Here is a 22747-nt window from a genome sequence, read left to right as displayed (position 1 = left end):
GCAGCGACAGGACGGCCCTGCGCGAGGGCATACTCGTGCGCGGGGGGCGGTCCCGCCCGCCTAGGATTGCTCGCCATGAGCAATGTCCTGTCTGCCGTCGCCTGGCCGTACACCAACGGCCCGCGCCACATCGGCCACGTGGCCGGTTTCGGCGTTCCCTCCGACGTCTTCAGCAGGTACATGCGGATGGCCGGGCACGACGTCCTCATGGTCTCCGGCACCGACGAGCACGGCACGCCGATCCTCGTGCTGGCCGAGGAGGAGGGCCTGACGCCGCAGGAGCTCGTCGACAAGTACAACGCCGTCATCGCCCAGGACCTCACGGACCTCGGACTGTCCTACGACCTCTTCACCCGCACGACGACACGCAACCACTACGCGGTCGTGCAGGAGATGTTCCGCCAGGTCCACGCCAACGGCTACATGATCGAGCAGACGACGAAGGGTGCCATCAGCCCCTCGACGGGCCGCACGCTGCCCGACCGCTACATCGAGGGCACGTGCCCGATCTGCGGCTTCCCCGAGGCGCGCGGCGACCAGTGCGACAACTGCGGCAACCAGCTCGACGCCGAGGAGCTCATCGACCCGCGCAGCAAGATCAACGGGGAGACTCCGGAGTTCATCGAGACCCAGCACTTCTTCCTCGACCTGCCGGCCCTCGCCCGCGCGCTCTCCGAGTGGCTCGACGGCCGCGAGGCGTCCGGCACCTGGCGCCCCAACGTCATCAAGTTCTCCAAGAACCTCCTCAAGGACGTCCGGCCGCGCGCCATGACGCGCGACATCGACTGGGGCATCCCGATCCCGCTCAAGGGCTGGGAGGACAACCCGTCCAAGCGCCTCTACGTGTGGTTCGACGCCGTCATCGGCTATCTCTCGGCCTCGATCGAGTGGGCCCGCCGGCTCGGCCCAGGCCACGAGGACCGCTGGCGCGAGTGGTGGAACGACCCCGAAGCCGTGTCCTACTACTTCCAGGGCAAGGACAACATCACCTTCCACAGCCAGATCTGGCCGGCGGAGCTGCTCGGCTACGCAGGCCGGGGCGACAAGGGCGGCGAGCCGGGGGAGTACGGCACCCTCAACCTCCCGACCGAGGTCGTCGCGAGCGAGTTCATGACGCTCGAGGGCAAGCAGTTCTCGACGAGCCGCAAGCACGTGATCTACGTGCAGGACATCGTCGCGCGCTACGGCCCCGACCCGATCCGCTACTTCATCTGCGCCGCCGGCCCGGAGAGCCAGGACGCCGACTTCTCGTGGGCGGAGTTCGTCCAGCGCAACAACAGCGAGCTCGTCGCCGGCTGGGGCAACCTCGTCAACCGCACCGCCGCGATGATCGCGAAGAACTTCGGTGAGATCCCGCAGCCGTATGCCGCCGAGCCCGTCGACGAGGAGCTGCTCGCGACCGTGCGGGGTGCGTTCGAGACCGTGGGTGCCTCACTCGGGCGCCACCGCCAGAAGGCGGCGCTCGCGGAGGTCATGCGCGTGGTCGGCGAGGCCAACGCGTACGTCTCGAAGACTGAGCCGTTCAAGCTCAAGGGCGACGACCAGCGTGAGCGTCTCGCCACGGTGCTGCACACCCTGGCCCAGGCCGTCTCGGACATCAACACGCTCATCTCACCGTTCCTCCCGCATGCCGCCAACCGGGTCCACGCGGTGCTCGGTGGCGAGGGCGAGTTCATGCCGATGCCTCGCCTCGAGACGGTCCGCGACCTCGACGACGACTCGCGGTGCTACCCGGTCATCACCGGGGAGTACACCGCCACCCCGACCTGGGGGTCACGGCCGGTCATCGTGGGCACCCCGATCGCCAAGCCGACCGGCGTGTTCGTCAAGCTCGACCCCGAGCAGGTCATCGAGGACGAGCGGCGGCGGCTCGCCGACCCCGGCACGTCCGACCCCGCCCAGAGCGCATGAGCCCTCAAGCTTCGGGGCAGCGCGGTCTGCCGGAGCGCCTGCCCGACCCGCTGCCCATCGACGTCGTCGACAACCACGTGCACCTCGACATCACGCGCGATGGCGACGAGCCGTTCGACGTCGCCGACGCGATCGAGCGCGCCCGTGCGGTCGGTGTGACGCGTCTCGTGCAGGTCGGCTGCGACCTCGACGGCATCCGTTTCACCATGGACGCGATCGAGCGACACGATGCGCTCGTCGGCGGAATCGCCTTGCACCCCAACGAGGTTCCTCGCCTCGCCGCCGCCGGGAAGCTGGAGGAGGCGTACGCCGAGGTCGAGCGGTGTGCCGGGCACGACCGCGTCCGGGTCATCGGCGAGACCGGCCTCGACTACTTCCGCACCGGCCCCGAGGGAGTGCCCGTCCAGCAGGACGGCTTCCGGTGGCACATCGACCTGGCCAAGCGGCTCGGCAAGGCGCTCCAGATCCACGACCGTGACGCGCACGCCGACGTGCTGCGCATCCTCGAGGAGGAGGGCGCGCCGGAGCACACGGTCCTGCACTGCTTCTCCGGTGACCTCACCATGGCGCGCGAGTGCGTCGAACGCGGCTACTACCTCAGCTTCGCCGGCACCGTGACGTTCAAGAACGCCCGCGACCTGCGCGACGCGCTGACCGCGATCCCCCTCGACCGGCTGCTCGTCGAGACCGACGCGCCCTACCTCGCCCCGGCCCCGCACCGGGGGGCCACGAACGCCTCGTTTCTCGTGCCGGTCACGATCCGCGCGATGGCCGGCGTCCTCAACATCGACGTCCCGTCCCTGTGCCGCGCCGTGTCCGAGAACAGCGAACGGGTCTATGGACCATGGGGTGCAGAGCGTCTGGTGCAAACCGCATAGCGCACGGCTGATCGGGGGTCCAACGACACCGGCCGTCGTTATCGAAATTTGACCTTTCCGTCATTGATCGGTCACTGTGGACGACTGTTGGCCGGTTGCTACCCCGCATCGACCTCCTCCCGACGACGTGAGGCGGACGGATCGAGAGCGCGTCGCACCCGGGTCTTACGACGTTCGGAGTGCTTTGATTTCTCGCAATGCCAAGATCCTGGCCGCCGCTGGCGCAGCCGTCGTCCTCACCGGTGGTGCAGTCGGCGCGGCGCAGCTCGACAAGACTGTCAACCTGTCGGTGGACGGCAAGGCCACCACCGCCCACGTCTTCGGCTCCACCGTCGGTGACGTGCTCGACAGCCAAGGCATCGCGGTCAAGGAGGGCGACGTCGTCGTCCCCGCGGCCGGCACCGCCATCAGCGACGGTGACACGGTCACCGTGAAGTACGCCCGCCTGCTGACCCTCACCGTCGATGGCAAGACGCGCACGCTGCGCACGACCGAGACCACGGTCGACGGCGCCCTGCTCGCGCTCGGCCTGCGTGGCGAGGGCGCCCGCCTGTCGGTGTCGCGTTCGCAGACGATCGGTCGACAGGGCCTCACGCTCACGATCGTCACGCCCAAGGCCGTCACGGTCACCGCCGACGGCAAGACGACGACCAAGACCGTCGCCGCCGCGACCGTCGGTGAGGCCCTGACCCAGCTCGGAGTGCGCCTCGCGAAGACCGACAAGGTCAACCCGCCGGTCACGACCCGCCTCACCTCGGGCGTCAAGGTCGTCGTGCAGCGCGTCCGGACCAAGGACAAGAAGGTCACCGAGTCGATCGCCCACGGCACGACGAAGAAGAAGACCAACGACCTCTACACCGACCAGACGAAGGTCTCGCGCGCCGGAGTCGACGGTCAGCGTGTCGTCACCGTCCGCACGACGGTCGTCGACGGCAAGGTCGTGTCCACCAAGGAGATCTCCTCGAAGGTCACCAAGCAGCCGGTCGACCGGATCCTGCTCGTCGGCACGAAGGAGCGGCCGGCAGCGACGACGACCAGGACCACCACGACGAGCGACAGTGGCTCGAGCTCCGGTGCCGGCATCAACCTGGCCCGTGCAGCGATGTGGGACCAGATCGCCCAGTGCGAGTCCGGGGGCGACTGGCACATCAACACCGGCAACGGCTACTACGGCGGCCTGCAGTTCCTCACCTCGACGTGGCTCGCCTACGGTGGCGGCGACTTCGCGTCGCGCGCCGACCTCGCCTCGCGCGAGCAGCAGATCACCGTGGCCAACCGCGCCTACGACGACAACGGCACGTCGCAGTGGAGCTGTGGCTGAGCGCACACCCGGCATCCGCCAGAGGCCCCCGACCGCACGCGGTCGGGGGCTCTCGCGTCCGCCCAGGCATCGACGGGACGTCGGGGCGGCGGCCCGCGGCGAGCCCACCCGTCGCGCCATAGGGTGAACGCATGACGAAGAAGCACGCCGCGCCGCAGGCCGACGACGCCGCGCTCCTCGGCCCGGCGCAGGTGCGCGAGCTGGCCGAGCGGCTCGAGGTGCGGCCGACGAAGCAGTGGGGCCAGAACTTCGTCGTCGACGCCAACACCGTGCGAAAGATCGTCCGCGTCGCCGGCGTCGGCCCGGACGACGTCGTCGTGGAGGTCGGCCCCGGGCTCGGCTCCCTCACCCTCGCCCTGCTGCCCGTCGTCAAGTCCGTCACGGCCGTCGAGGTCGACCCGCGGCTCGCGGGGGCGCTCGAGCAGACCGTCCGCTCTCTCCAGCCCGACAACGTCGACCGGCTTCGCCTCGTCGCCGCCGACGCCCTCACCGTCACGAAGCTCCCGGGCGCGGACCCGACGGCACTCGTCGCGAACCTCCCGTACAACATCTCGGTCCCGGTCGTACTGTCCTTCCTCCAGCAGTTCCCGTCGATCGAGCGCGTGCTCGTCATGGTGCAGCTCGAGGTGGCCGAGCGCCTGGCCGCCAAGCCCGGCTCCAAGATCTACGGCGTCCCGAGCCTGAAGGCGGCGTGGTACGCCGACGTCGAGCTCGCTGGACGCGTCGGGCGCAACGTCTTCTGGCCGGCCCCCAACGTCGACTCGGGCCTCGTGTCAATGCGTCGTCGCAAGCCTCCGAAGACGACCGCGAGCCGCGAGGAGGTGTTCCGGTGCATCGACGCGGCCTTCCTCCAGCGGCGCAAGACGCTTCGGGGCGCCCTTGCATCGTGGGCCGGCTCGCCCGACCGGGCCGAGGAGGCGCTCGTCACCGCAGGCGTCGACCCGCGGACGCGGGGCGAGCAGCTCGACATCACGACCTTCGCCCGCATCGCCGAGGCCCGCCCCACCGGCGCCGCCGCCGAGCCGCGCGTGCGTCGTCGGCGCCATCAGGACTAACCGGACCGGGAAGGCCCCTAGGGTGGGCGCATGACTGTCGCGCCGACACTGCCCGGCGCCGTGACCGTTCGGGTCCCGGCCAAGGTCAACCTCGAGCTGCGCGTCGGCCCGAGGCGAGCCGACGGCTACCACGCCCTCGCGACCGTCTACCAGGCCGTCTCCCTCCACGACGAGGTCTCCGTCGCCCGGTGGGACGACTGGCAGGTCGTCGTGGCCGGCGCCTATGCCGACCGCATCCCCACCGACGGCAACAACCTCGCGGTCCGCGCCGCCCGCCTCGTGGCCGAGCGTTGGGACGTCGACGAGCGCCTCTCGATCCGCATCGACAAGGACATCCCGGTCGCGGGTGGCATGGCCGGTGGCTCTGCCGACGCCGCGGCGACCCTCATCGCCTGCGACCAGCTGTGGGGGCTCGGCCTCGACCGTGACGAGCTGGCCGAGCTCGCGGCGTCGCTCGGCAGTGACGTGCCCTTCGTGCTGACGGGGGGAAATGCGATGGGCTCGGGCCGCGGCGAGCAGCTCGCGCCGGTGTTGGCTCGGGGCACCTTCCACTGGGTCTTCGCGATCAGCGACACGGGTCTGTCGACCCCCGAGGTGTATGCCGAGTGCGACCGTCTGCGTGAGCGTGACGGTGTCGACGCGCCGGAGCCCAAGGTCAGCTCTGAGCTGATGGCGGCTCTCCGGTCGGGCGAACCGGCCTCTCTCGGGGCCGCGCTGCACAACGATCTCGAGCCCGCGGCATTCTCCCTGCGCCCGCAGCTGCGTGAGCTGCGAGACGCGGGTGTCGAGTTCGGCGCGCTCGGCGGCATCGTGTCGGGCTCCGGCCCGACCGTCGCCTTCCTCACCGAGAGCCATGAGGCGGCCCTCGACCTGTCGGTGTCGCTGGCGGCGTCCGACCTGTGCCGTGACCTGCGCCGGGCCAAGGGCCCGGTCCACGGCGCCCAGGTCGTCGCCACGCCACGCAGCGACTGACCCCTTCCTGCGTTCGAGGCCCGGGCGCGCATTTCAGTCGGCGCAGGCGCAGGCCGTAGGGTCAGTCACCGATGGCCAATCTCATCTCTCTCGAACGCGTCTCGCTCGTCTTCGGCACCACGCACGTCCTCGACGACGTCAGCCTCGGCGTCCTCACCGGCGACCGCATCGGCGTCGTCGGCGTCAACGGTGGCGGCAAGTCGACGCTGCTGCGCGTCATGGCCGGCCTCCAGGAGGCCGACGCGGGGCGCATCACGAAGCAGGGCGGCGAGGGTGGCATCCGCATCGGAATGCTGTCGCAGGAGGACTCGCTCGACCCGGAGTGGACGATCCGCGAGGCCGTCCTCGGTGACCTGCCCGAACACGTCTGGGCCGGTGACCCGCGCATCCGCGACGTCCTGACCGGCCTGCTCGGCGGCATCGAGGCGCAGAACGTCGGCGGCCTCGAGAGCCGCGTCGGGCCGAAGTCCGGCGGTGAGCGCCGTCGGCTCGCCCTCGCGCGCCTGCTCGTCGCCGACCCCGAGCTCCTCCTGCTCGACGAGCCGACCAACCACCTCGACGTCGAGGGCGTCGCCTGGCTCGCCGACCACCTCGCGACGAAGCGGCCTCGCCCGGGCAATGCGACGGTCGCCATCACGCACGACCGGTGGTTCCTCGACGCGTACGCGACCATGACGTGGGAGGTCGAGGCCGGCGGCGTCAGCGCCTTCGAGGGAGGGTATGCCGCATACGTCCTCGCGAAGGCCGAACGCGACCGCCTCGCCGGGGTCGTCGCCGACCGCCGCGCCAACCTCATGCGCAAGGAGCTTGCCTGGCTGCGGCGCGGTCCGCCCGCCCGCACGAGCAAGCCGAAGTTCCGCATCGACGCCGCGAACGCCCTCATCGCCGACGAGCCGGCGCCGCGCAACAGCGTCGAGCTCGCGTCGTTCGCCGGCCGGCGCCTCGGCAAGGACGTGCTCGACCTCGAGGACGCGACGGTCACCGTCGGCGCACCGCCCGTGGAGCGTCGGCTGCTCGACCGCGTCACCTGGCGCCTCGCGCCGGGGGAGCGGGTCGGCATCGTCGGAGTCAACGGCGCCGGCAAGTCGACCCTCCTGCGGGCCCTGACCGGCGAGATCCCGCTCGACAGCGGCCGCCGCAAGATCGGCAAGACCGTCGCCATCGCCCACCTGACCCAGGAGGTGCGTGAGCTCGAGCGGTACGAGCAGTGGCGCGTCATCGAGGCCATCGAGGACGTGCGGCAGTGGACGACCTTGGGCGGCAAGGAGATCAGCGCCAGCCAGCTCGCGACGCGCCTCGGCTTCCCAGGCGGGCGGCAGCAGTCGCGCGTCGGTGACCTCAGCGGTGGCGAGCGGCGCCGGCTCCAGCTGACCCGCCTCCTGCTCACTGAGCCCAACGTCCTCATCCTCGACGAGCCGACCAACGACCTCGACATCGAGACACTCACCTCCCTCGAGGACGTCCTCGACGGCTGGGCCGGCACGCTCGTCGTCGTCTCGCACGACCGCTACCTGCTCGAGCGCGCCTGCGACCACCAGCTGGCCCTGCTCGGCGACGGCCGCCTGCGTGACCTGCCGGGCGGTGTCGAGGAGTACCTCCGGCTGCGGGCGGCGGCCGTGGCCGCGTCCGCATCGGCCACGACGTCTGCGGCGCGCGCTGCCAGCGGCGCCCAGCGAGACGGCATACCTGTTGGGTCGCCGTCCGCGCCGACCGCCAACCCGGCCGACGTGCGCGAGGCCCGCAAGACGATGGCCCGCATCGAGAAGCAGCTCTCGCGGCTGCAGGACCGCGAGGAGCGGCTGCACGGCGAGATGGCTGAGCGGGCCACCGACCCGGCAGCACTAGCGGGCCTCAACGAGAAGCTCCAGGCCGTCGTCAGCGAGCGCGAAGAGCTCGAGCTCGAGTGGCTCGAGGCCGCCGAGCTCGTCGGCTGACCCAACCGGCCCTTCCCCGCGACACACCGGGAACCGACAACGCACCGGGGTCGGATCCCGGTGCGTTGCGGTCTGCCCGGTGGTGTTGCAGTGTCAGCGGTTGTCGACGGCCGTGACGGCGACAGTGACGTTCGCGCCGGTGTAGAGCTGTGTCACGACGAAGACCGAGCCCGGCGGGATGACAGCGGACTCGTCGGCCGAGGCCGTGGCCACCGACCCCGTCAGCTCGCACGAGCTGTCGAGGAAGTAGAGGTCGAGGTCGTGCCCGACCGTGCTGTCCGCCTCGCTCGTGCCGGTGACCGCCACGGAGTGCAGACCGTCGGAGAAGCCGCTGGGCAGCTTCGTCACCCAGCCGTCGACGCCCTGGGATGCGGGCGGGAACGTGCACGTCGTGTTCATCTCGGTGCCCGTGACGCCGAAGACGTTCTGCAACCCGGTCGGGTCGCCCGCGGCCGGGTTGGGCACGGCGATCGTCCCCTTGTCGGTGAAGTCGGGGTCGGGGGTCACGGTGCCGTTGGCGACGGTGGTGCCCGAGCCGAACGCCTCGATCTCCGCGACCTGCGCGTACGTCGACGTGCCGCCCTGGACCGAGTCGACGAAGAAGCGCAGGAAGGCGGCCTTCGTCGGCGTCGCCAGCGTGAACGTCGTGTAGTTGAGGTCGGGGGCGGTCGGCCGCGGTGCCTGGTACCCGAAGGAGCCGGTGCGCACCGTCGTCCACGTGACCCCGTCGAGCGAGGCCTGCACCGTGAAGTCCTTCAGGGCTGCGAAGCGTGAGGCGTTCGTCGCCTTGAACGCGCTGACTCGTACCGACGAGACGGTTGCCGGGGCGGCCAGCTTCACGGTGACCCGCTCGTCCGGCCCCGCGTTGTAGGAGCCCTCGGCGTCCTTCCTCGTCGACCACGCTGAGGCGGCGGTGTCGTCGAAGGCGAACTTCGCCGGCTGGCCCGCGTCCTCGTCGGACACCGACACGACGGTGGCGCCGGCGGCCGTGGACGCGAGGTTCGGCGCGAGCGAGATCTTCCTCGCCGTGTTCTTCCCGGCAACGACCGAGAACCCCTCGATCGTCTGGGCGCCGAAGCCGGGCGCCTGGATCGTGAGCGGGTAGGTGCCGGCGACGGCCTTGACGCTCGCCCCGCCCGCCGATCCGGTGCGCACCAGCGGCGACACGCGGGCCTCGAAGCGGCCGAGGACGACCCGCGCGTTCCGGATCGGCTGACCCGTGGTCGCGTTGACGACGGTGAGGGCCACAGTGCCGTTGCGGGCGGCTGCCGGGTGGTCGAAGGCCGGTTGCGGGTCCGTGTCGTCGCCCGTCGCGCTGAGCGCCGACGCGCCGGCTCCGCGCCTGGCGAAGACCGACCAGATGAGTGCGGTGTTGTCGCCGTGGTAGCGGTCGAGGTCGGCCGAGAGGATGCCGTCGCGCGCATCGAGGAACGACGGGTTCGGCGCCGTCAACGGCATGCCGTCCGTGATGAGCCGGGCGGCGACCTCACCTCCCGCGACCGCGCCGTAGCGGGCGACGAGCGCCTTGCGGAGGTCCCACAGGGTCGCGGTCCAGATCTCGCCGTCGGCGTGCACCTCGGGCCCGGTCAGGTCGTAGCCGATGTCACCGAAGGTCGTCGGGTTCTGGTCGTAGTTCCAGTTGCGGATGCCGCGGGTGGGGTTGCCCGTGACGTAGTCGCCGACGATGGGCTTGGTCAGCAGGCCGGTCGCGAACCCGTGGTTGAGGGCGTACCAGTCCGACCAACCCTCCCCCATCGACCCTGCCTGCTGCGAGGCGAGGCCCGCGCCACCCGCGACGTAACGGTTGGACAGGCCGTGGGTGTACTCGTGCTGGATCACGGACATGTCGAACGACCCGTCACGGTGCGGCCCCTCGAACGCGTCGTCGATCGGCTCCCACAGGAACATGCCGCTCCACGGCGGGATGCCGTCGTCGAGGGTCAGCATGTATGCATTGTCGCGGCCCGTGTAGGTCGGTGCGCCTCCGGACGCGGCGCCGGCCTGGACGAGGCCGCGGACGGCGTCACCGCCCTGGCCGCCCTTGCCGCCGTTGTCGACCTGGAAGTTGCCGGCCGTCTCGGTGAAGCCGAGCGCGTAGTACTCGTCGTGGATCCGGTTGTGCTGGAAGAAGAGGTTCGTCGCGGCGGGGTTGAGGTCCGAGGCGTACGACGGTGGCACGGTCTGGCCCTTCGTCGCGGCCCACTGGTTCGTGTAGACGTAGTCGAGGTGGCCGTCGGGGGCGGCCGGCCGTGGCGCGTTGTCGACGGGGCCGATGAAGTTCGACCAGTTGGCGTACGTGTCGGCGTTGTTGCCGAGGGTGGTGACCCCCGTGCCCGTCGCACCGGTCAGGTCGACCCATCCCTTCGGCGACTGGGCCGTGGGGCCGAACGACTGCTGGCGCGGCTGGCCGCCCCTCGCCGCGCCCGGGTAGTTGTCATAGACCGTTCCGTGGGCGTCGTCGAACTGGACCACGCTCGTGCGGTGCAGCACCGCGCCCGTCGCGCCGTCGACGATGACCTCCCAGGCCTCGGTCTGGCTCTTGAGGAAGAAGACCTTGTATGCCGCGACGGGCCCGGTGCGCGTCGGGAACGCGACCTTGCGCACGTAGCCGGGTCCCGCGAAGGGGCCGGCCGAGAACGTCGTGAAGCCGGCCTGCGTGCCGTCCGCGACAGGTGCGTACGCCGTTCCCGGGGCGAGCGCGCCGGCGACCTTGAGGAGCGCGCCGGTCTCACCGAGGACCCAGGCGCCACCGAGGGTCGTGCCGGGAGCCGACTCGCCGGCATACGACAGGACGCGGCCGTCGGACCCGACGGCGACGTTGAGCCGGCCCCCGCGGGCGGCCGGCACACCGGCGAACGTCTGCACGAAGCTGACGACGTGCGTGCCGGTCCCGGGGAGCGTGTGGTCGCGCGCGACCGCCAGCGACTGCACCTGCGAGGCGGTGAGCCCGAACGCCGACGGCTGCGACGCGAGCCAGCCACGCGCGACGTCGACCGCGGAGCCGGGCCGGACATCGGACAGGTAGCCGGTGGCGCGCAGGGCACGGAGCGTGCCGAAGCGCGGGTCCCAGGTGGCGCGCGCGCCGGCGCCGGATGCCGTCAGCAGCTTCGTGACGGCGGTACGGGTGGCGCTCGTCGGGACGACAGGCGTGGTCAGCGCCCTCGTGTCGAGCGTCGCGAGCAGGTCGGAGACGGTGTCGGTGAGCGTGTTGGTGAGCGTCGTGGTCGGGCCGGTGCCGGCCGAGGGATTGGCGGCCGGCGTCGTCGCCGCCGCGAGCGGGGCTCCCGCCGCCGCCGTGATGACGCACAGTCCCATGGCGAGGACGTGCCTGCGGGTGGTGTTCACGCGGTTCTCCTAGGAGTGCTCGTCGGGTCACGCCGAGGCGGCCGGCCCGGTGCAGGAGAAACGAGACAGAGTTACCGAAAGGTACGGCCCAGGGTCCCGAGCATCGTCGGGCCGTTGAATTTATCTTGATGTCAAGATAAATTGCTGAACATGGAGATGTTCCTGCACCACGTCCAGGTCTCCGGCCCGGCAGGCTGCGAGGACGCCATGCGAGCCTTCTACGTGGATGCCCTCGGGATGGCGGAGCTCGAGAAGCCGGAGCGGCTGCGCGCCCGTGGTGGCGTGTGGTTCCGCGCTGGTGCCGCCGAGGTGCACGTCGGCATCGAGGAGGGGTTCACCCCGGCACGCAAGGCCCACCCGGGCATCGCCGTATCGGACGTCGACGAGCTGGCGCGCGCCGTCGAGGCAGCCGGTGCCCCCGTCACGTGGGACGACGCCATCCCCGGGCTCCGCCGCTTCCACACGACCGACCCGGTCGGCAACCGGCTGGAGTTCCAGCAGGCCGCGCCGTGACCGGCGCTGTGACCCGAAGGCCGGCCCGGTCTCAGACCTGGGCGCCGCCGGCGCGCGCCTCGAGCGGGGCCAGCATGCGCCGCAGCAGGCCCGCGAGCTGCTCGCGGTCGGTCGCGCTCAGCTCCGACAGGAGAGACTTCTCCTGCTCGATGAGGTCGGCCATGGCCGAGTCGACGACGTCGCGCCCCGCCGGGGTCAGTCGTACGAGCACGCCACGGCGGTCGCCGGGGTCGGGTCGGCGCTCGACGAAGCCGCTGCGCTCGAGGCGGTCGACGCGGTTGGTCATCGTGCCGGAGGTGACGAGCGTCTGCTGCACGAGCGCGCCCGGCGACAGCTCGTACGGCTCGCCGGCGCGGCGCAGCGCCGACAGGACGTCGAAGGCCCAGCCCTCGAGCAGGTGCTCCGAGAAGGCCGACCCGCGGGCGAGGTCGAGCCGGCGGGCGAGCCGGGAGACGCGCGAGAGGACCTCGAGGGGCGACACGTCGAGGTCTGGGCGCTCGCGACGCCACGCCGCGACGATCTCGTCGACGTCATCGGCTGGCCTGCGGTCGGCGCTCATGGGCCAACTGTAGTCGCCGTCAAGACTCTTGACATCGAAAGAAAGTGAGGACGTCATGGACGGACCGACAGTCCCAGTCACCGCAGAGGTGGCGCCCCACCCGGGTCACGGCGCCGTTCCCGGCGCGGTCGACCACACCTCGGACGCCGCCTGGGACCCGCGCCAGTACGTCGTCTTCGCAGGGCATCGCGGCCGACCCTTCGCCGACCTGCTCGCGCAGGTCGACGCCCGGGACCCGCGCCTCGTCATCGACCTCGGGTGCGGTCCGGGGGAGCTGACGCTGGGGCTGACCCAGCGCTGGCCGGGCGCGCGCGTCATCGGCGTCGACAGCTCGCCCGAGATGCTGAGGAAGGCGCGTGACCTCGACGTCGACGGGCGGGTCGAGTGGGTGGAGGCCGCCGCCGAGGACTGGGACCCCACTGGGTCCGGCGGGCCGATCGACGTACTCATCACCAACGCCACGCTCCAGTGGGTGCCGAGCCACCTCCGCCTCATCCCGTCGTGGCTCGAGAGACTCGCCCCCGGCGGTACCTTCGCGATGCAGGTGCCCTCGAACTTCGACGCGCCGTCCCACCGCCTCATGCGCGAGGTCGCCGCACGCCACCCCCGCGCCGACGACCTGCGTCCGGGCCTCGACCGCGCCCAGGCCGTTGCCCGACCGGAGACGTACGCCTCGCTGCTGCTCGACCTCACCCCTGACGTCGACGTGTGGCAGACCACGTACGAGCACGTGCTGCCGGCGCAGGCCGGCGGCCCGCACCCTGTCCTCGAGTGGGTGCGGGGCACCGGCCTGCGCCCGGTGCTCGGCGTCCTCGACGATGAGGAACGCGACGCGTTCGTCGCCGACTACGAGAGTGAGCTCGAGAGGGCATACCCGCGGCGGCCGTTCGGGGTGCTCTTCCCGTTCACGCGGACCTTCGCGGTCGCGCGCACCCGCCGTCAGAGGGCGCCCGGACCGGGTAAGACGGAAGTCTCGGCTCGGTAAGGCGGGGCTCTCGGGCGGGTCGGCCATCTCACCGTGGAAGAAAATCTGGGTCAATTTCCGGCATTTGCTCCCATTTCGGAAAAGGGTGTCATGAAATGGGTCATGGCACGTCATACAGATGACGGCACCGCAGGGGTCTCCCGCTTGGTCAGGGGAGGGAGTGGCCCCTACGGGTTGTCTTCGGTGGTGCCGTCAGGTTTCGTCCTCCCGCGTGGTTTCGTGGAGGGGATCATTCGGGAGGACGAAACCTGCCACCCCCTTCGGGCTCGCCCGATCCGGACCGTCTTGTCCCGATAGTGGACGCGCCGGTGTCTCGGCTCGACGCCCACCCCGCTGCTTGGCAGACTGGCTCGCACTCGGGGCAGTAGAAGGGCGAAGGGTTGTCGGCAGACGCGACCTTGTGGTCGAGCGAGGCGTGGGCCTCGGCTCCGGACGGCTACCTCCTGCAGCTCACCCGGGAAGGGTCGGCCGAGGCGTTCGGGGAGCTGTGGCGCCGCCACCTGCCTGCCGCGTATGCCGTCGCCGGCCGGCACCGCGGACGCGCGGCCCCGGACGACATCGTCGCGGAGGCGGCCGCGCGCGTCTTCTCGCTGATCCGCGACGGTCGCGGGCCCGACGAGCACTTCCGCGCGTACTTCCTCTCCGCCGTGCGCACCGTCGCCATCGACCAGGGCCGGCGCGACCTGCGACTCGTGCCCACCGAGCCGGACGACCTCGACGAGCTCACCCCGCCGCTCGAGGACCCCTTCGCGGGCCTCGCCGTCGACGAGGAGGGCCTCGCACTCGTCCGGGAGGCGTTCGCGGGACTGTCCGAGCGCGACCAGCGCGTGCTGTGGCACACGACCGTGGAGGGCGCCGCGCCCCGCGCGGTCGCACCCGTCCTCGGCATGACGGCTAACGCCGTCAGCGTCAGGGCGATGCGAGCCCGCGAGTCCCTGCGCGCGCTCTACCTCGACGCCCGTGCCCAGCGCGGCCTGGCGCACGCCGACGACGACGAGTGCCGCTGGACGATCAGCCACCTCGGGGCGCTCGTGCGGGGCCGGCTGCCCAGGCGCCAGACCGAACGCGCCGAGGCGCACGTCGCCGGCTGCCCGCACGCCGCCTCGCTCGCAGCGGACCTCAGGCTCATCCACGACGGCTTCCCGGCCCTGCTCGTGCCGCTCGTCCTCACGGCCGGGCTGGGCACGCCGGGGTTCGTCAGCACAGCGGTGCTGACGGGGTCGTCCGGCGTCCTCGGTTCCGGGCCTGGGTCGGGGCCGTTCGGGGCGGCCGACGCCTCGTCGTCAACGCCGTCATCCGGCCCGCTGTCGCCCGCGTCGTCGGGCGCGCCGGCGATCGACGCCGCGGCGCAGGTCGCGAGCCGAGTCACCGGTCTCGTCGCCGGTGTGGCCATCACGGCGGGGGTGGCCGGAGCCCTGGCGCTGCCGGGTGCGCCCCCGCCGCCGGCGGCCGCCCCCACGCCTTCGTCGGCCGTCACCGCGACCGCGCCCCGCGCCGCTGGGGGCGGGTCGACCCAATCGCCCGGGGCCACGGCGCCTCGCAGTGAGCCGGTCTCGACCGTCAGCGCGTCGGCCATACCGTCCGTGGGCCGGGCCCCTCGGCGCGTCACCGTCACCGGTACGCCGAGCCCCGCCACGGCCATGGTGGAGCGGCCGGCTCCCGACCCGGTGAGGCCGACCGCAGACGCCGGCAGTGCCGGCCCTGGCACCAGCACGGAAGCCCCGGTGGAGAAGCCGCCGCCGGCCCCGGCCCCCAGACCTCCCGCCACGACGACACCGGCCCCTCCGCCGAGCACGACGCCGCCCCCGGCCGGCGGACCTCCCCCCACCATGACGGCCCGGCTCGTGTCCGACGGAGACCCGGCTCGCATCTCGGTGCGCGTGCGTTCGTTGGTTCCGGGCACGGTGACGGTCCGCATCAGCAACGAGTCGGGCTCCGGCCGCCTCACCGTGCGCAACTCGAGCTGGACGTGCGCGCAGACGTTCAGGTCGGCTGTCACGTGCACGGGCGGGCGCGGCCAGGCCCTCCTCGAGCAGTCGGGCACGGGCGGTCCCGAGCCGGTCGTCGTGCGGGTCACTGACGCCGTGGGCCACACCTGGACGGAGCTGCTCACGCCTTCCTGAACCCGTCGTGCCAGCCGGGCTCCCCGGGTCAGGTCAGCGGTGGGGGACCGTGACGAGACGGGGGGCCTGGTCGAGCCCGGACAGGCCGTTCCAGGCGAGGTTGACGAGATGCGCGGCGACCTGGTCCTTCTTGAACTTGCGGTGATCCAGCCACCACTGGCCGGTCAGGGCGACCATGCCGACCAGCATGTGCGCGTGGATCGGGGCCGACTTCGTGTCGATGCCGCGCTGCTTGAACTCGGCCGCGAGCAGGTGCTCGACCTGCGAGGCGACCTCTCCGAGAACGCTCGCGAACGAACCTGTCGACTGCCCCGGCGGCGAGTCGCGCACGAGGATGCGAAAGCCTGCGGGGTCGCTCTCGATGTAGTCGAGCAGCGCCATCGTCGCGCGCTCGAGCAGCACCCGGGCGCCCTCGGGCTCTTCAAGTGCGGCGCTGATTCCGCCGAGCAGGGCCTGGATCTCACGGTCGACGACGACGGCGTAGAGACCCTCCTTGCCGCCGAAGTGCTCGTAGACGACGGGCTTCGAGACGCTGGCCTTGGAGGCGACCTCCTCGACGGTGGTCGCCTCGAACCCCTTGTCGGCGAAGAGCTTGCGGCCGACGGCGAGCAGCTGCTCGCGCCGCTCCGGTCCCGTCATCCGGGCCCGGGGGCGGGAGCGTTCGGCTCGGTCGGGTCGGTCGACGTTCACGGCGCCATTCTGCCCGTCGGCCACGACCACGACGCGCACGAAGCCTCCGGCGTGGCCTGCACTACCCTGTGGTGGTCCCGCCGGTGCCCCTCGTGGCACGGCCGGCGACGTTCCCCGGTTGGTCTGCCGGCAGGGCCCGCCTGACTTTGAATCAGGACTAGCGACGTAGGTTCGACTCCTACCCGGGGAGCAACGCCGCCGCGTGCGAAGCGAGCGGCGCCGGGCGCCCCGGCCGGAGGCATACGTCCTCGGCTTCCGGCCCGTTTGTGAGGGGGGTCACGGCCTGCCCACGGCCGGGCGAGCCGGCCCTCGGCGCCCGAGTAGCATGGGCCCGGCGCCCCCACGCCATGCGGTCCGGGGTCGTCCGCACCCGAGTGCACCCCCATCCACAAAGGAGCTGCGCCCTGTGAGCGATCGACGGCCGACCGCCGTGATCGTCCTCGCCGCCGGTGAGGGCACACGCATGAAGTCCACGACCCCGAAGGTCCTCCACACGATCGGGGGCCGCAGTCTCGTGGGCCACGCGATCCGGGCGGCCCGGGGCACGAGCCCCCACCACCTCGCCGTCGTCGTGCGGCATGAGCGCGACCGCGTCGCCGAGCACGTGGCCCAGCTCGACCCCGAGGCGATCGTGGCGGACCAGGACGACGTCAAGGGCACGGGGCGCGCCGTCGAGTGCGCGCTCGAGGTGCTGCCTGCTGACCTGTCCGGCACCGTCGTCGTCACCTACGGCGACGTGCCGCTCCTGACGACCGAGACGCTCGAGGGCCTGGTCGAGGCGCACGAGGCGTCCGCCAACGCGGTCACCGTCATCACCGCGACCCTCGAGGACCCGACGGGCTACGGCCGCGTCATCCGGGACGACAAGGGCTCGGTCCTCGCGATCGTCGAGCAGAAGGACGCCGACGACGAGCAGCTCGCCATCCGCGAGGTCAACAGCGGCCTGTACGCGTTCGACGCGACCGTCCTGCGTGAGGCTCTCACCGAGGTGGGCACCGACAACGCCCAGGGTGAGAAGTACCTCACCGACGTCATCGCCATCGCGCGGGGCCGCGGCCTCACGGTTCGCGCCCACCTCGTCGCCGACCTCTGGCAGACCGAGGGTGTCAACGACAAGGTGCAGCTGGCCCGCCTCGGCGCCGAGCTCAACCGCCGCACCGTCGAGCAGGCCATGCGCGAGGGCGCCATCGTCATCGACCCGGCGACGACGTGGCTCGACGCCGACGTCTCGATCGGCCACGACACCGTCGTCCACCCCAACACGCAGCTCCTCGGCGCGACGACGATCGGCCGCGACTGCGTCATCGGTCCGGACACGACCCTCACCGACGTCGAGGTCGGCGACGGCGCGAGTGTCGTACGCACCCAGGCAGAGCTCGCCGAGATCGGGCCCGGCGCGACCGTCGGACCCTTCTCGTACCTGCGGCCCGGGACGCGCCTCGGGGCCCATGGCAAGATCGGCGGCTTCGTCGAGACGAAGAACGCCCAGATCGGCGACCGGGCCAAGGTGCCGCACCTGACGTACTGCGGCGACGCCACGATCGGCGAGGGCGCGAACATCGGCGCGGGCACGATCTTCGCCAACTACGACGGGGTGACGAAGAGTCACACGCACGTGGGCGCGCACAGCTTCGTGGGCAGCAACTCGGTCATCGTCGCGCCGCGGACCATCGGAGACGGCGCCTACGTCGCGGCCGGATCGGCCGTCGTCGGCGACGTCGCGCCCGGTCAGCTCGCGGTGACCCGGGCGCAGCAGCGCAACATCGACGGCTGGGTCGCGCGCCGGCGGGCCGGCACCAAGACCGACGAGGCGGCCCGGGCCGCCGAGTCCGCCCGAGCCGCCCCGAACGACGAGCCGACCACCCAGCCGACCAACGACACGAAGGGCGCCCAGGGATGAGCGGCATCAGCAAGACGACCGAGAAGCACCTCATGGTCTTCTCCGGCCGGGCGCACCCGCAGCTGGCACAGGAGGTCGCCAAGGAGCTCGGCACCGACCTCGTGCCGACGTCGGCCTACGACTTCGCCAACGGCGAGATCTACGTGCGCTACGAGGAGTCGGTCCGCGGCTCCGACGCCTTCGTCATCCAGAGCCACACCGCTCCGATCAACGAGTGGATCATGGAGCAGCTCATCATGATCGACGCGCTGAAGCGTGCGTCGGCCAAGCGCATCACCGTCGTCCTGCCGTTCTACGGCTACGCCCGCCAGGACAAGAAGCACCGGGGTCGCGAGCCGATCTCGGCCCGCCTCATGGCCGACCTCTTCAAGACCGCCGGCGCCAACCGGCTCATGGCGATCGACCTGCACACGGCGCAGATCCAGGGCTTCTTCGACGGCCCGGTGGACCACCTCATGGCCATGCCGATCCTCGCCGCCTACGTCGCCAAGAAGTACGGCCACCTCGACCTCGCGGTCGTCTCGCCCGATGCGGGCCGGATCAAGGTCGCCGAGGACTGGAGCTCGCGCCTCGGCGGTGCCCCGCTGGCCTTCATCCACAAGACGCGCGACATCAACCGGCCCAACGAGGTCGTCGCCAACCGCGTCGTCGGCGAGATCAAGGGCCGGGTCTGCGTGCTCGTCGACGACATGATCGACACCGCCGGCACGATCACCAAGGCGGCCGACGCCCTCATGGACCAGGGGGCTGACGCGGTCATCATCGCCGCGACCCACGCCATCCTCTCGGGACCGGCCGTCGACCGCCTCAAGGCCTGCCGCGTCGAGGAGGTCATCGTCACCAACACCCTCCCGATCCCGGACGACCGTCGCTTCGACAAGCTCGAGGTCCTGTCCATCGCGCCCCTTGTGTCGATGGCGATCAAGGAGGTCTTCGAGGACGGCTCGGTCACGAGCCTCTTCGACGGCAAGGCCTGAGCAGCCCAGCGCACGACGAGGCCGTATGCCGCCGGGTGGGGCCCGGCGGCATACGGCCTCGGTGCGTGGCGCGTGCCGGTGAGTCCTCACGGCAACGGTGTCAGGCGCCTGCCTTGCGTGCGCGGTAGGCGGCGGTGTGGGCCCGGGCGGCGCAGCCGCCCTCGCAGAACCGGCGTGAACGGTTGCGCGACAGGTCGACGACGACGTCGTCGCAGTCCTCGGCCTCGCAGATGCTCAGCCGGTCGAGCTCGCCGGCTCGCACGACGTCGACCACGGCGATCGCGGCCTCGACGGCCATCCGCTGGGGGAGTGGGGCATCGGCGGGAGTCGCGTGGATGTGCCAGCCGAGGCCGTCGTGGTCGACGAGCTGGGGCAGAGCGCGGGCGTCGGCGAGCAGCTCGTTGACGAGAGCGACGACGGTGGCCTCGTCTCCCTCCCAGAGGGCGCGCAGCCGGGGCCGCAGCGCCCGCACGGTGTCGAGCTCGGCGGTGTCGCGGTCGAACCGGCCGGTCCACTGCTGGGCGGCGAACAGCCGCTCGAGCTCTTCGACGGAGGTGAGGGTGTCCTCGCTCGTGTCGCCCGGGATGCTCCCGGGCATCGTGTTGACCAGGGCGGCGGCCGCGATGAGTGCCGCCTCGGTGTCATGGGTGAACAAGCCGTTGACTCCTGACATGGGTAGTCGCTACTGTCATGAGTGTAATCAATTTAGCTCCTGACGTGACCCCTGGACCGGTGGCGCATGAGCGACCGGCGGGAACGGGTGGTGACGGCATGACGGCTCAGGGCGGCGAGCTCACAGTGGCGGCGACGGTGCAGGAGCCCGCGCCGGGCCGGACCTCCGCCGGTGTCCGGGTCGTCTCCCACCCGCTCCTCGGGCTGGTCGTGGCCCTCGTGTCGGCCGCGGCGTTCGCGACGTCCGGCGCGTTCGGCAAGTCGCTCCTCGTCGGCGGGTGGTCGCCCGGCCTCGTCGTGACCCTGCGCATCACGCTGGCCGCGCTCGTCCTGCTCGTCCCGGCGCTCTGGTCGCTCCGCGGCCGCTGGCCGGCCCTGCGCCGCAACGCCTGGGTCGTCGTCGGCTACGGCCTGACCGGCGTCGCCGGCTGCCAGCTCGCGTACTTCAACGCCGTGACCCACCTGTCGGTCGGTGTGGCGTTGCTGCTCGAGTACCTCGCGCCCGTCCTCATCGTCGGCTGGCTCTGGGTGCGCCACGGCCACGCCCCTCGCCGGCTCACCCTCGCGGGCGTCGCCCTCGCTGTCGTCGGCCTGCTCCTCGTCCTCGACGTCGTCGGCGGCGCCAGCGTCAGCCTCGTCGGCGTCCTCTGGGGTCTCGCCGCGGCGGTCTGCCTGGTGCTCTACTTCCTCCTCGCCGACCACGTCGACGACGACGTCCCGCCCCTCGCCCTGGCCGGTGGTGGGCTCGTCGTCGGTGCAGCCTCGCTGTGGGTCGCCGCCCTGATGGGTGTTCTCGACATGACCCACGGCGACCCGCAGGTCCCGCTCGGTGAGGTCGTGGTGCCCTGGTGGGTGCCGGTCCTCGTCATCGCGCTGGTCGCCGCCGCCTTCGCCTACGTCACCGGCATCGCCGCGGTGCGGATGCTCGGTGCCAAGGTCGCCTCGTTCGTCGCCCTCACCGAGGTGCTCTTCGCCGTCGTCTTCGCGTGGCTCGTCCTGGCCGAGCTGCCGACCGCGGTCCAGCTCGTCGGCGGCGCTCTCATCGTCGCCGGCCTCGTCGCCGTGCGGGCCGACGAGGCTCCCGCGACGAGCACGCCCTCGAGCGTGCACGTCGACGACGTCTCCGAGGGGGCTCGCTAGCCTCTCGAGCAGGTCGAAGTGCCCACCGGGGCGGACGGTCGAGTGGGCCCCTTCGCCCACCGGGCCGGCCCTTCATGCGGATTTCGCGGCCGGCGCTCCGTCCCGTAAGATCGAGCAGTTGCCTCGGCGAGGGACGGTGCACGGCTGCTGCGGCAGTCGTTCCCAGGTCCGTGATCGACGCGGTACCTGATCACGTGGAGCTCCTCCACGGTCGGGTCCGCCTCTGCGCGCGGACCCTGGGCCTTCTGTTCCGTCCTGCCGAACACCGCGCGTCGTCCCGCGTCGAGGCCGACCACCCAGACCGCCTCATCCGAGATACACAGGAGACACCCGTGTCCGACAACACCAAGCTCGTCGCCGAGAAGCGCACCGACTTCGGCAAGGGCGCCGCCCGCAAGATCCGCCGCGCCGGCAACATCCCCGCCGTCATGTACGGCCACGGCACCGACCCCGTGCACATCTCGCTCCCGGGCCACGACACGATGATGGCGCTGAAGCAGGCCAACGCGCTGCTCACCATCGTCGTCGAGGGCAACGAGCAGCTCGCCCTGGCCAAGGACGTGCAGCGCGACCCGATCAAGCCGGTCATCGACCACGTCGACCTCGTCGTCGTCCGCAAGGGCGAGAAGGTCACCGTCGACGTCTCGGTCCACCTCGAGGGCGAGGCCGCTCCCGAGACCGTCGTCACGCTCGACCACAACACGCTCCAGATCGAGGCGCTCGCCACGAACATCCCCGAGAACGTCGTCGTCTCGGTCGAGGGCCTCGAGCCCGGCACGCAGATCCTCGCCGGTGCCGTCGAGCTGCCCGAGGGCTCGACCCTCGTCACCGACGCCGAGGCGCTCGTCGTCAACGTCACGCAGGCCATCTCCGAGGAGGCCCTCGAGGCCGAGCTCGCCGAGGCCGAGGCCGAGGCCGGCATCGAGCGCGAGGAGCACGAGGAGGCCGCCGAGGGCGAGGCCGCCGAGGGTGCGGAGGGCGAGAGCGCCGAAGGCGCCGAGGCCAAGGCCGAGGGCGCCGAGGCCTGAGCCTGCGCCTCATCCGTGGCGCGCTGCGCCACACATCGCGTCCACGGGTCCCGTCGGAGCTTCGGCTCAGCGGGGCCCGTGCGCGCACCACCGCCTGACACCGCTCCGGCACTGACCCCTGATCGAGGACCGCATGGACACCTGGCTCGTCGTCGGGCTCGGCAACCCCGGGCCCGGGTATGCCGGCAACCGGCACAACGTCGGGGCGATGACCGTCGACGAGCTCGCCGGTCGGGCCGTGGGCGGGCGCGCCACGTTCAAGGCGCACAAGGCCGCCCGGGCCCGAGTGGCGGAGACACGGCTGCGGGTGGGCGGCCCGAAGGTCGTTCTCGCCGTGCCGTCGCTCTTCATGAACGAGTCCGGCTCCGCCGTCGCGGGCCTCGCGAAGTACTACGACGTGCCGGTGGACCGGGTCGTCGTGCTCCATGACGAGCTGGACATCGACGCGGGCCTCGTACGCCTCAAGCAGGGTGGTGGCGAGGGCGGCCACAACGGCCTGCGCTCGGTCTCCCGGTCGCTCGGCACCCGCGACTACCTGCGCGTGCGTCTCGGCATCGGGCGGCCGCCGGGCCGCCAGGATCCCGCCGACTTCGTGCTCAAGGACTTCTCGAAGGCCGAGCGCACCGAGGTGCTGCCCTTCCTGCTCGACGAGGGCTCCGACGCCGTCGAGTCGCTCATCGAGGTCGGCCTGCTCGACGCCCAGCAGCGCTTCCACGCGCCGCGCTGAGCTCATCGCGGCCCAGC

18 protein-coding genes and 1 tRNA gene are annotated in these 22747 nt (G+C 71.6%); 15 read left to right on the top strand and 4 right to left on the bottom strand.

Annotation, left to right across the window (positions count from 1 at the left end):
* The first annotated feature begins 75 nt into the window (after positions 1 to 75).
* From metG to H9I49_RS12470, 6 genes are all read left to right on the top strand, one after another.
* Complete coding sequence (gene metG, locus H9I49_RS12495; protein ID WP_188030707.1) at positions 76 to 1911, top strand: methionine--tRNA ligase; 1836 nt, start codon at positions 76 to 78, stop codon at positions 1909 to 1911.
* Positions 1908 to 2789 (top strand): TatD family hydrolase, encoded by an 882-nt coding sequence (locus tag H9I49_RS12490; RefSeq protein WP_188030706.1) that lies wholly within the window; start codon positions 1908 to 1910, stop codon positions 2787 to 2789. The genes metG and H9I49_RS12490 overlap by 4 nt, the downstream gene beginning before the upstream one ends.
* A 184-nt stretch (positions 2790 to 2973) precedes the next feature.
* Positions 2974 to 4110 (top strand): resuscitation-promoting factor, encoded by a 1137-nt coding sequence (locus H9I49_RS12485; protein WP_188030705.1) that lies wholly within the window; start codon positions 2974 to 2976, stop codon positions 4108 to 4110.
* Positions 4111 to 4241: 131 nt separating this feature from the next.
* A complete protein-coding gene (rsmA, locus tag H9I49_RS12480; protein ID WP_188030704.1) occupies positions 4242 to 5165 on the top strand; it encodes a 16S rRNA (adenine(1518)-N(6)/adenine(1519)-N(6))-dimethyltransferase RsmA in 924 nt (307 codons plus the stop codon).
* Between the two features lie 30 nt (positions 5166 to 5195).
* Positions 5196 to 6137 (top strand): 4-(cytidine 5'-diphospho)-2-C-methyl-D-erythritol kinase, encoded by a 942-nt coding sequence (locus H9I49_RS12475; RefSeq protein WP_188030703.1) that lies wholly within the window; start codon positions 5196 to 5198, stop codon positions 6135 to 6137.
* 71 nt (positions 6138 to 6208) lie between these two features.
* Positions 6209 to 8071, top strand: a complete 1863-nt coding sequence (locus H9I49_RS12470; protein WP_188030702.1) for an ABC-F family ATP-binding cassette domain-containing protein — start codon at positions 6209 to 6211, stop codon at positions 8069 to 8071.
* 93 nt (positions 8072 to 8164) lie between these two features.
* On the opposite strand, the gene H9I49_RS12465 is transcribed toward H9I49_RS12470, so the two are convergent.
* Entirely contained in the window at positions 8165 to 11416 is a 3252-nt protein-coding gene (locus tag H9I49_RS12465; RefSeq protein ID WP_188030701.1) for a M36 family metallopeptidase, read from the bottom strand.
* A gap of 150 nt (positions 11417 to 11566) precedes the next feature.
* On the opposite strand from H9I49_RS12465, the gene H9I49_RS12460 reads away from it, so the two are divergent.
* Positions 11567 to 11929, top strand: coding sequence for a VOC family protein (locus tag H9I49_RS12460; RefSeq protein WP_188030700.1), 363 nt, complete (start codon positions 11567 to 11569; stop codon positions 11927 to 11929).
* Positions 11930 to 11960: 31 nt separating this feature from the next.
* On the opposite strand, the gene H9I49_RS12455 is transcribed toward H9I49_RS12460, so the two are convergent.
* Positions 11961 to 12488 (bottom strand): MarR family winged helix-turn-helix transcriptional regulator, encoded by a 528-nt coding sequence (locus H9I49_RS12455; protein WP_188030699.1) that lies wholly within the window; start codon positions 12486 to 12488, stop codon positions 11961 to 11963.
* 55 nt (positions 12489 to 12543) lie between these two features.
* Here H9I49_RS12455 and H9I49_RS12450 point away from each other — a divergent pair, with 55 nt between their 5' ends.
* Complete coding sequence (locus H9I49_RS12450; protein WP_188030698.1) at positions 12544 to 13473, top strand: methyltransferase domain-containing protein; 930 nt, start codon at positions 12544 to 12546, stop codon at positions 13471 to 13473.
* A gap of 380 nt (positions 13474 to 13853) precedes the next feature.
* Positions 13854 to 15596: a sigma-70 family RNA polymerase sigma factor gene (locus H9I49_RS12445; RefSeq protein WP_188030697.1), complete on the top strand. Its 1743-nt coding sequence runs from the start codon at positions 13854 to 13856 to the stop codon at positions 15594 to 15596.
* Between the two features lie 33 nt (positions 15597 to 15629).
* Here H9I49_RS12445 and H9I49_RS12440 read toward each other — a convergent pair whose 3' ends face one another.
* Positions 15630 to 16235, bottom strand: a complete 606-nt coding sequence (locus tag H9I49_RS12440; protein WP_188031201.1) for a TetR/AcrR family transcriptional regulator — start codon at positions 16233 to 16235, stop codon at positions 15630 to 15632.
* A gap of 162 nt (positions 16236 to 16397) precedes the next feature.
* Between H9I49_RS12440 and H9I49_RS12435 the strand changes: the two genes are divergently transcribed.
* From H9I49_RS12435 to H9I49_RS12425, 3 genes are all read left to right on the top strand, one after another.
* Positions 16398 to 16476 (top strand) — tRNA-Gln (locus H9I49_RS12435).
* Positions 16477 to 16692: 216 nt separating this feature from the next.
* A complete protein-coding gene (gene glmU, locus H9I49_RS12430) occupies positions 16693 to 18186 on the top strand; it encodes a bifunctional UDP-N-acetylglucosamine diphosphorylase/glucosamine-1-phosphate N-acetyltransferase GlmU (RefSeq protein WP_188030696.1) in 1494 nt (497 codons plus the stop codon).
* A complete protein-coding gene (locus H9I49_RS12425) occupies positions 18183 to 19163 on the top strand; it encodes a ribose-phosphate diphosphokinase (RefSeq protein ID WP_188030695.1) in 981 nt (326 codons plus the stop codon). The genes glmU and H9I49_RS12425 overlap by 4 nt, the downstream gene beginning before the upstream one ends.
* Before the next feature lie 100 nt (positions 19164 to 19263).
* Here the strand turns inward: H9I49_RS12425 and H9I49_RS12420 are convergent, their stop codons facing one another.
* Positions 19264 to 19836 carry a CGNR zinc finger domain-containing protein gene (locus tag H9I49_RS12420; protein ID WP_188030694.1) on the bottom strand — a complete coding sequence of 191 codons (573 nt, stop codon included), beginning with the start codon at positions 19834 to 19836 and terminating at the stop codon, positions 19264 to 19266.
* 98 nt (positions 19837 to 19934) lie between these two features.
* Here H9I49_RS12420 and H9I49_RS12415 point away from each other — a divergent pair, with 98 nt between their 5' ends.
* The 3 genes from H9I49_RS12415 (at position 19935) to pth (ending at position 22730) form a co-directional block, all read left to right on the top strand.
* Positions 19935 to 20975 (top strand): DMT family transporter, encoded by a 1041-nt coding sequence (locus tag H9I49_RS12415; protein ID WP_188030693.1) that lies wholly within the window; start codon positions 19935 to 19937, stop codon positions 20973 to 20975.
* Between the two features lie 332 nt (positions 20976 to 21307).
* Positions 21308 to 22003, top strand: a complete 696-nt coding sequence (locus tag H9I49_RS12410) for a 50S ribosomal protein L25/general stress protein Ctc (protein ID WP_188030692.1) — start codon at positions 21308 to 21310, stop codon at positions 22001 to 22003.
* A gap of 133 nt (positions 22004 to 22136) precedes the next feature.
* Entirely contained in the window at positions 22137 to 22730 is a 594-nt protein-coding gene (pth, locus tag H9I49_RS12405; protein ID WP_188030691.1) for an aminoacyl-tRNA hydrolase, read from the top strand.
* Positions 22731 to 22747 lie beyond the last annotated feature (17 nt).

It is taken from the genome of Terrabacter sp. MAHUQ-38, from assembly GCF_014518425.1.
In the GTDB taxonomy this organism is placed as follows: domain Bacteria; phylum Actinomycetota; class Actinomycetes; order Actinomycetales; family Dermatophilaceae; genus Terrabacter.
The sequence above is the reverse complement of the archived record's forward strand: the minus strand, read 5'-3'. Positions and strand labels throughout refer to the sequence as shown.